Raw genomic sequence first — 13,226 nt, 5'->3', positions numbered from 1 at the left:
CTGCTAAAGGCACGCCCGTTCAGAGCGGCCAGGCCGGTGTTGCCCGTTGCACCAGCGCAGCGACATCGACGCCCCGCGGCAGCGTGCCGTAGACCCGCCCGCCCTCGCCCAGGCGACTGCCGATGAAGGCATCGCTGACCGTGGCATTGCCGGCCTCGAGCAACAGCTTGGCCTGCAGGCCGACGGCGATGTCCTCGGTCAGTTGCCGGGCGCGGTACTGGATGTCGCAGGTGTCGGCGAAGGCGGCCTTGAGGCTGGCGATATGCGCGGCCAGGCGGCGGTCGCCGTGGCCGTCACCCAGCTCGGCGAACAGGCTGTCGAGCACGCCCGGTTCCTTGGACAGCGCGCGCAGGACATCCAGGCACTGCACATTGCCGGAGCCTTCCCAGGTGGAATTCACCGGCGCCTCGCGGTAGAGGCGCGGCAGGATGCTGTCCTCGACATAGCCGGCGCCGCCCATGCATTCGGCGGCCTCGTTGATCATGGCCGGGGCACGCTTGCAGATCCAGTACTTGCCCACCGCCGTCACCAGCCGCGAGAAATGCGCCTGGCGCGGATCGTCGAGATGGTCCAGGGCCTGGCCCATGCGCAGGCTCAGGGCCAGCGCCGCTTCGCTCTCCAGGGCCAGGTCGGCGAGGACGTTCTGCATCAACGGCTGCTCGGCCAGCAGCCGTCCGCCGACCTGGCGATGGGCGCAGTGGTGCGCTGCCTGGGTCAGGGCCTGGCGCATCAGCGCGCTGGAGCCGACCATGCAGTCGAAGCGGGTCATCGCCACCATCTCGATGATGGTCGGCACGCCGCGACCTTCCTCGCCGATCATCCACGCCAGGGCGCCGCGCAGTTCCACCTCGCTGGAGGCGTTGGACCAGTTGCCCAGCTTGTTCTTCAGGCGCTGGATGTAGAACTGGTTGCGCTGGTCGTCCGGACGGTGGCGCGGTAGCAGGAAACAGCTCAGGCCCTTGTCGGTCTGCGCCAGGGTCAGGAAGGCGTCGCACATCGGCGCCGAGCAGAACCACTTGTGGCCCACCAGCTCATAGACCTGGCCCGGACCCGAGGCGCCCACCGGATAGGCCCGCGTGGTATTGGCGCGCACATCGGTACCGCCCTGTTTCTCGGTCATGGCCATGCCGAGGGTGACGCCGGCCTTGTGCCGGTCGCCGACATTGCGCGGGTCGTACTCGGTGGCGAGGACCTTGGGCAGCCAGTACCTGGCCAGCTCCGCTTGCATTTTCAGCGCCGGCACCGCGGCGAAGGTCATGGTCAGCGGACAGCCGCTGCCGGCTTCGGCCTGGCTGTGCAGGTAGGTCATGCAGGCACGGGCGACATGGGCGCCGTCCCGCGGTTCGCGCCAGGGCAACGACGGCAGGCCGTGCTCGATGGCCGTGCGCATCAGCTGGTGATACGCCGGGTGGAACTCCACCAGATCGACGCGGTGACCGTAGCGGTCATGGCTGACGAACTGCGGCTTGTTCTGATTGGCGAGGAAGCCCGCCTCCATCAGCGGCCCACCGGCCAGGGCGCCGTACGCATCGATCCGCGCCTGCGCCCAACCGGCCCCGTAGCGGCGCCCCCATTCCTGCAGCGGCAGGTCGAGGCGGTAGAGGTTGGCGCCGTCCAGGGCGGGCGGCTGGTTGGTCACCTGGTGGGTTTCAGCGTACTGATGCAGGTTCATCCGAGGGCTCCTGATCGATAGGACGTGTCTGAAAAATCCAGTGAATCACGCCCGCCCCCGGACACAAAGTGACAAAAATGCCTAACGCGGCGCGATATATCCCCCGTCCAGCGCGGCCGCGACGGGCAGCGCGATATGCAATTCGAAACGGCTGCCCTGCCCCGGCACCGAACTGTGCTGCAGCCGTGCGCCGAGCAGATCGGCGAGCTTGCGGCAGATTGCCAGGCCGATGCCCAGGCCGCCGTATTCACGGCTCATGGAACCGTCGACCTGGAAGAAACGCTGGTACAGCAGCGCTTCGTCCAGCTCGACGAAGCCGATGCCGCTGTCGCGCACGGTGAAAGTCAGCGCCAGCAGGTGCTGGCTGACCTGGCCGCGGACCTGCAGGCTGACCCCGCCGCGGTGGGTGAACTTGATGCCATTGTCCAGCAGGTAACCGAGGCACTGCGCCAGCCTGTGACGGTCGCCGAGCAGGCGATCCGGCAGGTCGTCGGCGACGTCCAGGTGCAGCAGCAGGTCCTTGTCCATGGCCGGCGAGAGGAAGCGCGTGCGCAGCTCCTGGACCAGCCCGCGCAGGCTGAGCGATTCCACCCGCGCGACCACGCGCCCGGCCTGCAGCTCGCTGAGGATGAGGATGTCGTCGACCATGCGCATCATGTTCTGCGCGGCGATGCTGGCGGTGTGCTGGTACTGCCCCAGTTCCGTGCCCATGGGCAAGCCCTGCATCAGCTCGAGCGAGCCGATCACGCCGTTCATCGGCGTGCGCAGCTCGTGGGTCACGGTGGCGAGGAACTGGTCCTTGAGCTGGTTGCTGTGGGCCAACTGGCGGTTCAGTTGTTCGAGCTTCTGCCCGGCCTCGCGCAGCACCCGCGCGCGCTCCTCGCGCATGGCATTGATGCGGTCGGCCAGGGCCAGGGACAGCAGGCCGACCTCCAGGGCCGCACCGATCTGGCTGGCGTACATGGTCAGGAACACGTTGGGCAGATAGCCGAGGACCATCAGGGTATTGATCAGCCCACCGAGGAGGAAAGTGCTCCAGGCGATGATGAAATAGCGCGCCACGCGCACCCCGCGCCACCAGGCGAACAGCCCGGCGGCGAAGATGCACAGGGTGAAGGCCAGCGCCAGCGCGGTGGCCAGGCGCAAGGCCAGGCCATAGTCGGACGCCAGCGCCATCACCATCACCAGCGCCGAACTGGCCACCAGCATCAGCAGCAGCCGATCGAAGGCGCGGCTGAGCCGGGCCATGCCCAGGAAACTGCGCGCGAACTGACAACCGAACAACCCCGCGGCGCCGATGAACAGGGGCGTCGCGGCGTTCGCCCACCACGGGCTGTTCGGCCAGAAGTACGCCACCGCGGCGCCATTCACCGACAGCTGGTAGAGCCCGAACGAGGCGATATAGAGGATGTACCAGAGGTAGCTGGTGTCACGCACGCTGACATAGATGAACAGGTTGTACACCAGCATGCCCAGGAGCACGCCGTAGATCAGCCCGAGCACATAGATCTTCGCCGGCAACGCCTCCAGGTAGGCCTGGGTCGACCACAGGCTCAGCGGGGCCTGGACTGAGCCTGCGCTGTGCAGGCGCAGATAGACGGTCAGCGCCTGGTCCGGACGCATCGGCAGCTCGAACAGGTAGTTGCTCTGCTCGATCTGTCGGCTGGCATAGGGCAAGGCATCGCCGGTGCGCTGGACCAGTCGATAACTGCCGCTGGCGTCCGGCAGATAGAGCTCCAGATGATCCAGCGGCGGATAGGCGAGTTCGAGCAACCAGGTGCGCGGCGCGGCCTCGGGCATGGCCAGGTAGTGCAGGTCGACCTTGAGCCAGAACACCGAGCTCGAATAGCCGGCATTGAGCACATCGGCCTGATGCGCAGTGAAGTGACGAGCGAAGTCCGGCGCACTGACCTGGGCGATGGAGGCGCTGCCATCAGGGTCTTCGAACACCTGCATGACGCGGCCCAGTGGCAGGTTTCGGGTCGAGTCGTCGAAGTCGACGGCTCCGGCCAGCAAGGGCAGCCAGCCCAGCAGAACGATCAGCAAATAGCGCATACAGCCCCAGCGTGGCCCGAGCGGTCGCGTCGTGGTGCCTCCAGTCCCTTGAGACGACGAAATCCGTCAGTGCCTGATGTCATTTTCAAAGCACGCTAGCATAGCCTTTTCGGATGATCGACAGCCAGGCAAAAATCCGCAGCAGAGGCTCTATCTCGGCCATTACAGCGATTTTCAAGAAATTTTCTGACCGGTCGTTCAGAAAACCGCCTTGCAACGGCAGACCCGGCAAAAGCGATTGGTGGTAAGCTCGCGCACCTATGAATACCTACAGCTCCCGCCCCGTTGTCCTCTGTCTCTCCGGCCACGACCCTAGTGGCGGCGCCGGCCTGCAGGCAGATATCGAAGCCCTGATCGCCCAAGGCTGCCACGCCGCTCCGGCCGTGACCGCCCTGACCGTGCAGGATACCGTCAATGTGCAAGACTTCCGCGTGCTCGACCGCGAGTGGGTGCTGGCCCAGGCCAACATCGTCCTCGCCGACTCGCAGGTCGCCGCCGTCAAGCTCGGCATGCTCGGCTCGCTGGAGATGGTCGATACCGTCGTCGAGCTGCTCAGCGCCCATCCGCACCTGCCCCTGGTCTGCGATCCGGTGCTGCGGGCCGGCGGTGGCGGGCGCCTGGGCAAGGACGAAGTCGGCTACGCCATGCGCGAACGCCTACTGCCGCTGGCGACCATCGCCACGCCGAACCTGCCGGAAGCGCGCATCCTCGCCGAACTGCCGCAGGGCAGCGCCGACGAATGCGCGGAAAAACTCCTGCCGTACGTCGAGCACCTGCTGATCACCGGCGGCCACGGCGACGAAACCGAAATCCACAACCGCCTGTACAGCCGCGACGGCCAGCGTCACACCTGGACCTGCCAGCGCCTGCCGGGCAGCTACCACGGTTCCGGCTGCACCCTGGCCAGCGCCCTGGCCGGCCGCCTGGCCCTCGGCGAGCAACTGCACAGCGCGGTGCGTTCGGCCCTCGACTACACCTGGCGGACCCTGCGCGACGCCGAACAACTGGGCAAGGGCCAGTTCGTGCCGCGCCGCCTGCCCCTGGATTTCTGCTCCTGAAACATTGATCGCTGTGAGGCCTGTAATGAAGCTACGCGGTTTGTATGCCATCACCGACAGCCAGTTGCTGGCCGGGCGGTTTCTTCCTTATGTCGAAGCGGCCCTCGACGGCGGCGTGACCCTGCTGCAATACCGCGACAAGAGCGACAACCAGGCCCAGCGCCTGCGTGAAGCCGAAGCCTTGCTGCACCTGTGCGAGCGCTACAAGACCCAGCTGATCATCAACGACGACGCCGAACTGGCCGCGCGCCTCGGCGTCGGTGTGCACCTGGGCCAGACCGACGGCCCGCTGACCCCGGCGCGTACCCTGCTCGGCAAGGACGCGATCATCGGCTCCACCTGCCACGCACAACTGGAGCTGGCCGAACAGGCCGCCAGCGAAGGTGCCAGCTACGTCGCCTTCGGTCGCTTCTTCAACTCGCAGACCAAACCCGGCGCGCCCGCCGCCGACATCGAGCTGATCCGCCAGGCCAAGGCGCGGATCAAGCTGCCGGTGGCGGTCATCGGCGGCATCACCCTGGACAATGCCGCACCGCTGGTCGAGCACGGCGCCGACCTGCTGGCGGTGATCCACGGCCTGTTCGGTGCCGACAGCGCCCAGGAAGTCAGCCGTCGCGCGCGCGCCTTCAACGCCCTCTTTTCCAGTATCTGATTCGAGAGAGACCATCATGTCCCGTTCCGAAAGCCTGTTCGCCAACGCACAGAAGCACATCCCCGGCGGCGTCAACTCGCCGGTGCGTGCGTTCCGCAGCGTCGGCGGCACCCCGCTGTTCTTCAAGCATGCCGAAGGTGCCTACGTCACCGACGAAGACGACAAGCGCTATGTCGACTACGTCGGCTCCTGGGGCCCGATGATTCTCGGCCACGGCCACCCGGACGTGCTGGAAGCGGTGCGCAAGCAACTGGTCCACGGCCTGTCCTACGGTGCGCCGACCGCGATGGAAACCGAGATGGCCGACCTGGTCTGCTCGCTGGTGCCATCGATGGAGATGGTCCGCATGGTCAGCTCCGGCACCGAGGCGACCATGAGCGCCATCCGCCTGGCCCGCGGCTACACCGGTCGCGACAGCATCATCAAGTTCGAAGGCTGCTACCACGGCCACTCCGACAGCCTGCTGGTGAAAGCCGGCTCCGGCCTGCTGACCCAGGGCGTACCGAGCTCCGCCGGCGTTCCCGCCGACTTCGCCAAGCACACCCTGACCCTGCCGTTCAACGATATCGACGCGGTCGCCGAATCGCTGGCCAAGGTCGGCCAGCAGGTCGCCTGCATCATCGTCGAGCCGGTGGCCGGCAACATGAACTGCGTGCCACCGGCACCGGGCTTCCTCGAAGGCCTGCGCAGCCTGTGCGACCAGCACGGCGTGGTGCTGATCTTCGACGAAGTGATGACCGGCTTCCGCGTTGCCCTCGGTGGTGCCCAGGCCCACTACGGCGTCACCCCGGACCTGTCGACCTTCGGCAAGATCGTCGGCGGCGGCATGCCGGTGGGCTGCTTCGGCGGCAAGCGGCACATCATGGAGCAGATCGCCCCGCTGGGTCCGGTCTACCAGGCCGGCACGCTGTCCGGCAACCCGCTGGCCATGGCCGCCGGCCTGACCACCCTGAAGCTGATCAGCCGTCCGGGCTTCCACGATGAACTGAGCGCCTTCACCAGCCGCCTGCTCGACGGCCTGCAGCAGCGCGCCGATGCCGCTGGCGTACCGTTCGTCACCACCCAGGCCGGTGCGATGTTCGGCCTTTACTTCACCGGCGCCGACGACATCGTCACCTTCGACGATGTGATGGGCAGCGATGTCGAGCGCTTCAAGCGCTTCTTCCACCTGATGCTGGAAGGCGGCGTGTACCTGGCGCCGAGCGCCTTCGAAGCCGGCTTCACCTCGATCGCTCACGGCGAAACCGAGCTGAAGATCACCCTGGACGCCGCCGAACGCGCGTTTGCCCAGCTGAAGTAAGCCGAACCAGACAGGGGCCGCTTTGCAGCCCTTCGCGAGCAAGCTCGCTCCCACAGAAGGCCTGTGCATCTGTTGTGGGAGCGAGCTTGCTTGCGAAGGGTCGCAAAGCGGCCCCTGCTTTCGTAGGAATCCCCCTCAATCCTGCGCAACAATTGCGTCGCATTGGCAGAAAATCTGGTAAAGACTTTGTAAGGTTGGCGCTGCTTAACCCATAATGTGCCACCAGACACACATTGGCCGCAGCTTTGCAGAGGTAAGTCGATCACCATGAACCGCGCCGGCCGCGCCCTCGCCCTGGGCTGCCTGTTGCTACTTCAGCCCCTGCTGGCCATCGCGGCGGGCGGGGGTAACTCGTTGCTGATCCCCACCACGGGCCGCTGCACCCTCAACACGTCCCCCGAAGAACTCGCCGACGCCGTGAGCCGCTGCAAGCAGGCCGCGCAATCCGGCGACGCCCAGGCCCAGTACGAACTGGGCGACTTCTATTACGAAGGCAAGAACGCCCCGCGCGACCTCAACCAGGCGCTGAGCTATTTCGAGCAGGCGTCGCTGCAGGGCCACGCCGATGCGCAGTTCAAGCTGGGCACCATGTTCTATCGCGGCGAAGGCGTGCCGGCGAACAATATCCAGGCCTATATCGTGCTGAAGATGGCCGCCGTCAACGGCGCCGAGGATGCGCTGGACCTGGCCGACCAGGTGTCGGCGCAGATGCAGCGCGATGAGCTGGAAACCGCCACCCAGGTGCTGGGGCAGATCTTCCGCAAGTACCTGCTGGAGCTGCAGACCGTCGACGGTCGCACGCCCTTCTCACCGCTTCCCTGAAGCGTCTTATCTTTCCGGCATCGGCATGGGGAACGGCATGACATTGCCGACACCCTTGGCATCGCTGATCTTCGGCGTACCCAGACGCTCCACCTCGTCGATACGCACGATCGAGTGCATCGGCACGAAGCTGCGGGTCACCCCTTCGAACTGCGCCTTCAGTTTCTCCTCGCTGGGATCGACCACCACCTGGGTGCGCTCGCCGAAGACGAATTCCTCGATTTCCAGGAAGCCCCACAGATCGCTCTGGTAGATCTGCTTGGCGTACATTTCGAACACCTGGCCCTGGTTGAGGAAGATCACTTTGTAGATGGGGGCTTCGCGCTTGGACATGGTCGGCAGGCAGAATGGCTGGCAAAAAGGGCGCGAATAATACCACAAGGGCCATCGACCAACGGCACGATGCCGGTCGAGGCAAGATAACCGTTTCGTCAACTTCCGCTGCAATAATCCATTGATCGTTTCAGCGCTTTCGCGGCTCCGCAGTCGGCGTTATCCTTGACTTCATATTTCTTGCCCAAGGGCGGCTTAAAACAACCTTGAACGCACCTATCGAACCCCATCGTTTCATTCTCGAGCCCTTCGAGGCTCACCGCTTCGCCAACCTGTGCGGTCAGTTCGACGAGCATCTGCGCCTGATCGAACAACGCCTGGCCATCGAAATCCGCAATCGCGGCAACCAGTTCGAGCTGATCGGCGAACCGCGGGTCACCTCCACCGCCGAGCAACTGCTGCGCCGTCTCTATCGCGAGACCAAGGCCACCGAGCTGTCGCCGGAAACCGTTCACCTGTACCTCCAGGAATCCTCGGTCGAAGCGCTGGAAAACCCGGCACACAACGAAGTCAGCGTATCGCTGCGCACGCGCAAGGGCGCCATTCGTCCGCGCGGCCTCAACCAGCAGCGCTACGTCAAGGAAATCCTCGGCAACGACATCAACTTCGGCATCGGCCCCGCCGGTACCGGCAAGACCTACCTGGCGGTGGCCTGCGCGGTGGACGCGCTGGAGCGCGAACAGGTGCGCCGCATCCTGCTGGTGCGCCCGGCGGTCGAGGCGGGCGAAAAGCTCGGCTTCCTGCCCGGCGACCTCGCGCAGAAGATCGACCCGTACCTGCGCCCGCTCTACGACGCCCTGTACGAGATGCTCGGCTTCGAACATGTGGCCAAGCTGATCGAACGCCAGGTGATCGAGATCGCGCCGCTGGCCTACATGCGTGGCCGCACCCTGAACAACAGCTTCATCATCCTCGACGAAAGCCAGAACACCACCGTCGAGCAGATGAAGATGTTCCTCACCCGCATCGGTTTCGGCTCCACCGCCGTGATCACCGGCGACATCACCCAGGTCGACCTGCCGAAGGGCACAAAATCGGGCCTGGCTCATGTCATCCAGGTGCTCAAGGACGTCCCGGGCATCAGCTTCACCCACTTCCAGCCCAAGGACGTGGTGCGCCATCCGCTGGTGCAACGCATCGTCGAAGCCTACGAGCGCTTCGATGGCGAGCAGGCCAAGGCCGAAGGCACCCGACGCGATGCTTGAACTGGACCTGCAAGTCGCGACCGAAGCGACCGCGCCCGATGAAGCCCTGTTCCGCCGCTGGTGCGAGCTCGCCTTGCGCCAGCGCACGGCCGACTCGGAAATGACCATCCGCCTGGTGGACGAAGCCGAAGGCCGCGAACTGAACCACACCTACCGGCACAAGGACTACGCCACCAACGTGCTGTCCTTCCCCGCCGACGTGCCCGACGACATGCTCGACATCCCGCTGCTGGGTGACCTGGTCATCTGCGTCGCGGTGGTCGAGCGCGAAGCCGCCGAGCAAGGCAAGTCCCTCGAAGCCCACTGGGCGCACCTGGTCATCCACGGCTGCCTGCACCTGCTGGGCTACGACCACATCGAAGACGATGAGGCCGAGGAAATGGAAGCACTGGAACGAACGTTGCTTGCCGAACTGGGTCATCCGGACCCATACGCCGACGACGAAGACGACACACCTCAAACCGATATCTGCAAGGATCACGAGTAACCGCCATGAGCGAAGATCGATCGAGCAACGGGCAAAAGTCATGGCTGGGCAAGCTGACCCAGGCTTTTGCCCATGAGCCGAAAAACCGCCAGGAGCTCCTCGAGCTGCTGCGCGAAGCGCACCAGAACAAGCTGCTCGACAGCGAAGCCCTGACCATCGTCGAAGGCGCCATCCAGGTCGCCGACCTGCAGGTCCGCGACATCATGGTGCCGCGCTCGCAGATGATCAGCATCAAGGCCTCGCAGTCGCCCCGCGAATTCCTCCCGGCGATCATCGAAGCCGCGCACTCGCGCTACCCGGTGGTCGGCGAAAGCCACGACGATGTCCTCGGCGTCCTGCTCGCCAAGGACCTGCTGCCGCTGATCCTCAAGGAGAACGGCGACAGCTTCAACATCAAGGACCTGCTGCGCCCGGCCACCTTCGTGCCGGAGTCCAAGCGCCTCAACGTGCTGCTGCGCGAGTTCCGCGCCAACCACAACCACATGGCCATCGTCATCGACGAATACGGCGGCGTGGCGGGCCTGGTGACCATCGAGGACGTGCTGGAGCAGATCGTCGGCGACATCGAGGACGAGCATGACGTCGAGGAAGACAGCTACATCAAGCCGCTGCCCAGCGGTGACTTCCTGATCAAGGCGCTGACGCCGATCGAGAACTTCAACGAGTTCTTCGACAGCGAGTTCTCCGACGACGAGTTCGACACCGTCGGCGGCCTGGTCATGAGCGCTTTCGGCCATCTGCCCAAACGCAACGAAACCACCGAAATCGGGCCTTACCGCTTCCGTATCCTCAACGCCGATAGCCGGCGGATACATTTGCTGCGCCTGACTCCCGTCACCCGTTAAGGACAACCATGCGCTGGATCACCCGCCCCGGCTGGCCCGGTAACCTGCTGGCCGTGGCGGCCGGCGCCCTGACCACCCTGACCCTGGCCCCGTTCGACATCTGGCCCCTGGCCCTGGTGGCGCTGGGCCTGTTCTACCTCGGCCTGCGCGAGCTGAGCCCGCGCCAGGCCCTGGGTCGCGGCTGGTGCTACGGCTTCGGCCTGTTCGCCGCCGGCACCTGGTGGATCTACGTCAGCATCCACGACTACGGCGGCGCTTCGGCGCTGCTGGCCGGCGCGCTGATGCTGGCGTTCTTCGCCGCCATCGCCTGGTTCTTCGCCCTGCCGGCCTGGCTCTGGGCGCGCTGGCTGCGCCGCAACGAAGCGCCCCTGGCCGACGCCCTCGGTTTCGCCGCGCTGTGGCTGGCCCAGGAAGCCTTCCGTGGCTGGTTCCTGACCGGTTTCCCCTGGCTCTATGCCGGCTACAGCCAGCTCGACGGCCCCCTGGCCGGGCTCGCACCGCTGGGCGGCATGTGGCTGATCTCCTTCACCCTGGCCCTGACCGCCGCGCTGCTGTGCAACCTGCACCGCCTGCGCCAGCGCAAATCCTTCCTCGCCATCGGCGTTGCCCTGCTGATCGGCCCCTGGGTCGTCGGCCTGGCGCTCAAGGACCATGCCTGGACCACCCCGTCCGGCGATCCGCTGCGGGTCGCGGCGATCCAGGGCAACATCGAGCAGAGCTTGAAGTGGGAGCCGAGCGAACTGCGCCGGCAGCTGGAGCTGTACCGCGACATGACCTTCACCAGCAAACCGGTGGACCTGGTCGTCTGGCCGGAAACCGCGGTGCCGGTGTTCAAGGACACGGTCCAGGGCTACCTGGACATGATGAGCGGATTCGCCGCGGACCGGCATGCGGCATTGATCACTGGTGTTCCGGTGCGCCAGTTCGAACACGGGCAGCGCCGCTACTTCAACGGCGTCACCGCGATCGGCGAGGGCGACGGCACCTACCTGAAACAGAAGCTGGTGCCGTTCGGCGAATACGTTCCCCTGCAGGACCTGCTGCGCGGCCTGATCGAATTCTTCGACCTGCCGATGTCCGACTTCGCCCGCGGCCCCGCCGACCAGGCGCTGCTCCAGGCCAAGGGCTACCAGCTGGCGCCGTTCATCTGCTACGAAGTGGTCTATCCGGAACTGGCCGCGAGCCTCGCGGCGCGCAGCGACATCCTCCTGACCATCAGCAACGACACCTGGTTCGGCAAGTCCATCGGCCCCCTGCAGCACCTGCAGATGGCGCAGATGCGTGCGCTGGAGGCTGGGCGCTGGATGATTCGCGCGACCAACAACGGCGTGACCGGGCTGATCGACCCGTTCGGTCGCATCACCGCGCAGATCCCGCAGTTCGAACGCGCCATCCTGTACGGCGAAGTGGTGCCGATGCAGCAGCTCACGCCGTATCTGCAATGGCGCTCCTGGCCTCTCACCCTTCTCTGCGTGGTCCTGCTGGGCTGGGCATTGCTGGCCAGCCGCATCGCCAGAACGGTGTAGGTCTCAGTAGAAAAGCCGGTAGCCGATCAGGCCAGCGACTTCATTGAAGAGCTGGCCGTTCTGCCACACCGCCTTGCTGTCCGGTACCCAGCCCGCGAACGGCCGCCCGTGATCACCTCCCAGGAAGCCCACGGGCGCCGGCACCACCTCGAAACCGGCGCGCTGGAAACTCCAGACCGAACGTGGCATGTGCCAGGCCTGGGTCACCACCACGACCCGCCTGACACCCTGCGGCAGCAGCATCGCCGCGCTCAGCTCGGCGTTTTCCCAGGTGGTGCGGCTTTCCTCCTCCAGCCAGCGCACTGGAACGCCGAAGTCACGCTGCATCACCTCCGCCATCAGCCGCGCTTCGCTGGGGGGCGCGCCGTAGTGCAGGCCGCCACTGGTCAGCACCGGCAAGCCCGATGCCTTGGCCAGTTGCGCGGCATAACGCATGCGTTCCACGGCTACCCCGGTAGGTTGGTCCTGCATGCCCCAAGCGGGGTCGCCGCGCTCGCGGCTCGAACCGAGAATCACGATGGCATCGGCCCGCTGGGACAGCCCAGCCCACTCATCCATACGCAGTGCCGGCAGCGTTTCGATCCGCTGGGCAAGCTGCTGCACCACCAGCGGCAAGCTCATCAACCACAGCCCGCCCAGCCCGGCGACAAAACACAGGCGCGCCATGCGCGGCCAGGACTTGCGCAGCCACCAGGCAGCGATGAGCAAGAGAAGCAGGACACCGGGCGGCATCAGCCATTGTTTGATGAAGAAACGCAGAGGCATCGGGCATCTCCCTGAAAAGTGCTCGAAGCCTAGAGAAATAGGCGCCTGACAACAATTGTCAGGCGCCGTGAAGTAGAAAGAATTCCCGTGGCGCACTCCATCCTGCGCCGTTGATATGCCGAACGGTTATTTGAAGTGCAGCGTTCTGGATTTGAGCGCTGTGGCGGAATCGGCCTTGTCCTTGAGCCAGATGACCCGGCCCGGGGCTGGCGTTTCCTCTTTGGTCAAGACACCGGAAAGGTTCTGTCCGCGGGCCGGAGCGGCCTCGAGATAGGCTTTGATGACGTCGAACTCGGCGCGGCTCAGACCGCGAAGTTCCAGTTCGGCGGGCATCTCGTCGCGCAATCGGACCGAGGCGCGGGCCACATCCAGGGCCAGTCCGAGACGGTCGATCAGGCGTTCGTAGATTTCCGGTTTCGGTGCATGCTGCTGCGACTCTCCCATCCGTTCACCTCATTGAAGATAGAATTCATCTCCCCCACACCTGAGCTTAGCGTCACCCGTGA

Annotated in this window: 13 protein-coding genes; 8 read left to right on the top strand and 5 right to left on the bottom strand. The window is 65.4% G+C overall.

The features are described from left to right. Positions 1-19 precede the first annotated feature (19 nt). Positions 20-1,672, bottom strand: coding sequence for an acyl-CoA dehydrogenase family protein (locus RTI28_RS11670; protein WP_316920588.1), 1,653 nt, complete (start codon positions 1,670-1,672; stop codon positions 20-22). A gap of 81 nt (positions 1,673-1,753) precedes the next feature. Then, positions 1,754-3,727 (bottom strand): sensor histidine kinase, encoded by a 1,974-nt coding sequence (locus RTI28_RS11665; RefSeq protein ID WP_316920587.1) that lies wholly within the window; start codon positions 3,725-3,727, stop codon positions 1,754-1,756. A gap of 260 nt (positions 3,728-3,987) precedes the next feature. Between RTI28_RS11665 and RTI28_RS11660 the strand changes: the two genes are divergently transcribed. The 4 genes from RTI28_RS11660 (at position 3,988) to RTI28_RS11645 (ending at position 7,559) form a co-directional block, all read left to right on the top strand. Beyond that, complete coding sequence (locus RTI28_RS11660; RefSeq protein ID WP_042123765.1) at positions 3,988-4,785, top strand: hydroxymethylpyrimidine/phosphomethylpyrimidine kinase; 798 nt, start codon at positions 3,988-3,990, stop codon at positions 4,783-4,785. A gap of 25 nt (positions 4,786-4,810) precedes the next feature. Further along, positions 4,811-5,437: a thiamine phosphate synthase gene (gene thiE, locus RTI28_RS11655; RefSeq protein WP_316920586.1), complete on the top strand. Its 627-nt coding sequence runs from the start codon at positions 4,811-4,813 to the stop codon at positions 5,435-5,437. 16 nt (positions 5,438-5,453) lie between these two features. After that, positions 5,454-6,737 (top strand): glutamate-1-semialdehyde 2,1-aminomutase, encoded by a 1,284-nt coding sequence (gene hemL / locus RTI28_RS11650; RefSeq protein WP_316920585.1) that lies wholly within the window; start codon positions 5,454-5,456, stop codon positions 6,735-6,737. 267 nt (positions 6,738-7,004) lie between these two features. Continuing rightward, a complete protein-coding gene (locus RTI28_RS11645) occupies positions 7,005-7,559 on the top strand; it encodes a tetratricopeptide repeat protein (RefSeq protein ID WP_316920584.1) in 555 nt (184 codons plus the stop codon). Positions 7,560-7,565: 6 nt separating this feature from the next. On the opposite strand, the gene RTI28_RS11640 is transcribed toward RTI28_RS11645, so the two are convergent. Further along, the gene (locus RTI28_RS11640) at positions 7,566-7,892 is read right to left on the bottom strand and encodes a DUF1820 family protein (RefSeq protein ID WP_042123754.1); all 327 of its coding nucleotides are present in this window, start codon (positions 7,890-7,892) and stop codon (positions 7,566-7,568) included. Between the two features lie 206 nt (positions 7,893-8,098). Here RTI28_RS11640 and RTI28_RS11635 point away from each other — a divergent pair, with 206 nt between their 5' ends. The 4 genes from RTI28_RS11635 to lnt are packed head-to-tail and all read left to right on the top strand — an operon-like array spanning position 8,099 to position 11,955. After that, positions 8,099-9,097, top strand: a complete 999-nt coding sequence (locus tag RTI28_RS11635; protein WP_042123752.1) for a PhoH family protein — start codon at positions 8,099-8,101, stop codon at positions 9,095-9,097. Next, entirely contained in the window at positions 9,090-9,584 is a 495-nt protein-coding gene (gene ybeY, locus RTI28_RS11630; RefSeq protein WP_316920583.1) for an rRNA maturation RNase YbeY, read from the top strand. Before RTI28_RS11635 ends, ybeY begins: the two co-directional genes overlap by 8 nt. 5 nt (positions 9,585-9,589) lie before the next feature. After that, a complete protein-coding gene (locus RTI28_RS11625) occupies positions 9,590-10,429 on the top strand; it encodes an HlyC/CorC family transporter (protein WP_042123748.1) in 840 nt (279 codons plus the stop codon). 8 nt (positions 10,430-10,437) lie between these two features. After that, positions 10,438-11,955, top strand: a complete 1,518-nt coding sequence (gene lnt / locus RTI28_RS11620; protein ID WP_316920582.1) for an apolipoprotein N-acyltransferase — start codon at positions 10,438-10,440, stop codon at positions 11,953-11,955. A 3-nt stretch (positions 11,956-11,958) separates the two neighbouring features. On the opposite strand, the gene RTI28_RS11615 is transcribed toward lnt, so the two are convergent. Together RTI28_RS11615 and RTI28_RS11610 are read right to left on the bottom strand one after the other, a co-directional pair. After that, on the bottom strand, positions 11,959-12,720 hold the full coding sequence (locus RTI28_RS11615) for a YdcF family protein (RefSeq protein ID WP_316920581.1): 762 nt from the start codon (positions 12,718-12,720) through the stop codon (positions 11,959-11,961). 126 nt (positions 12,721-12,846) lie between these two features. Next, complete coding sequence (locus tag RTI28_RS11610; RefSeq protein ID WP_316920580.1) at positions 12,847-13,164, bottom strand: hypothetical protein; 318 nt, start codon at positions 13,162-13,164, stop codon at positions 12,847-12,849. Between the last annotated feature and the right edge of the window lie 62 nt (positions 13,165-13,226).

The sequence above is a fragment of the Pseudomonas sp. zfem002 genome (genome assembly GCF_032621685.1).
Classification (GTDB): Bacteria; Pseudomonadota; Gammaproteobacteria; order Pseudomonadales; family Pseudomonadaceae; genus Aquipseudomonas; species Aquipseudomonas japonica.
The sequence above is the reverse complement of the archived record's forward strand: the minus strand, read 5'-3'. Positions and strand labels throughout refer to the sequence as shown.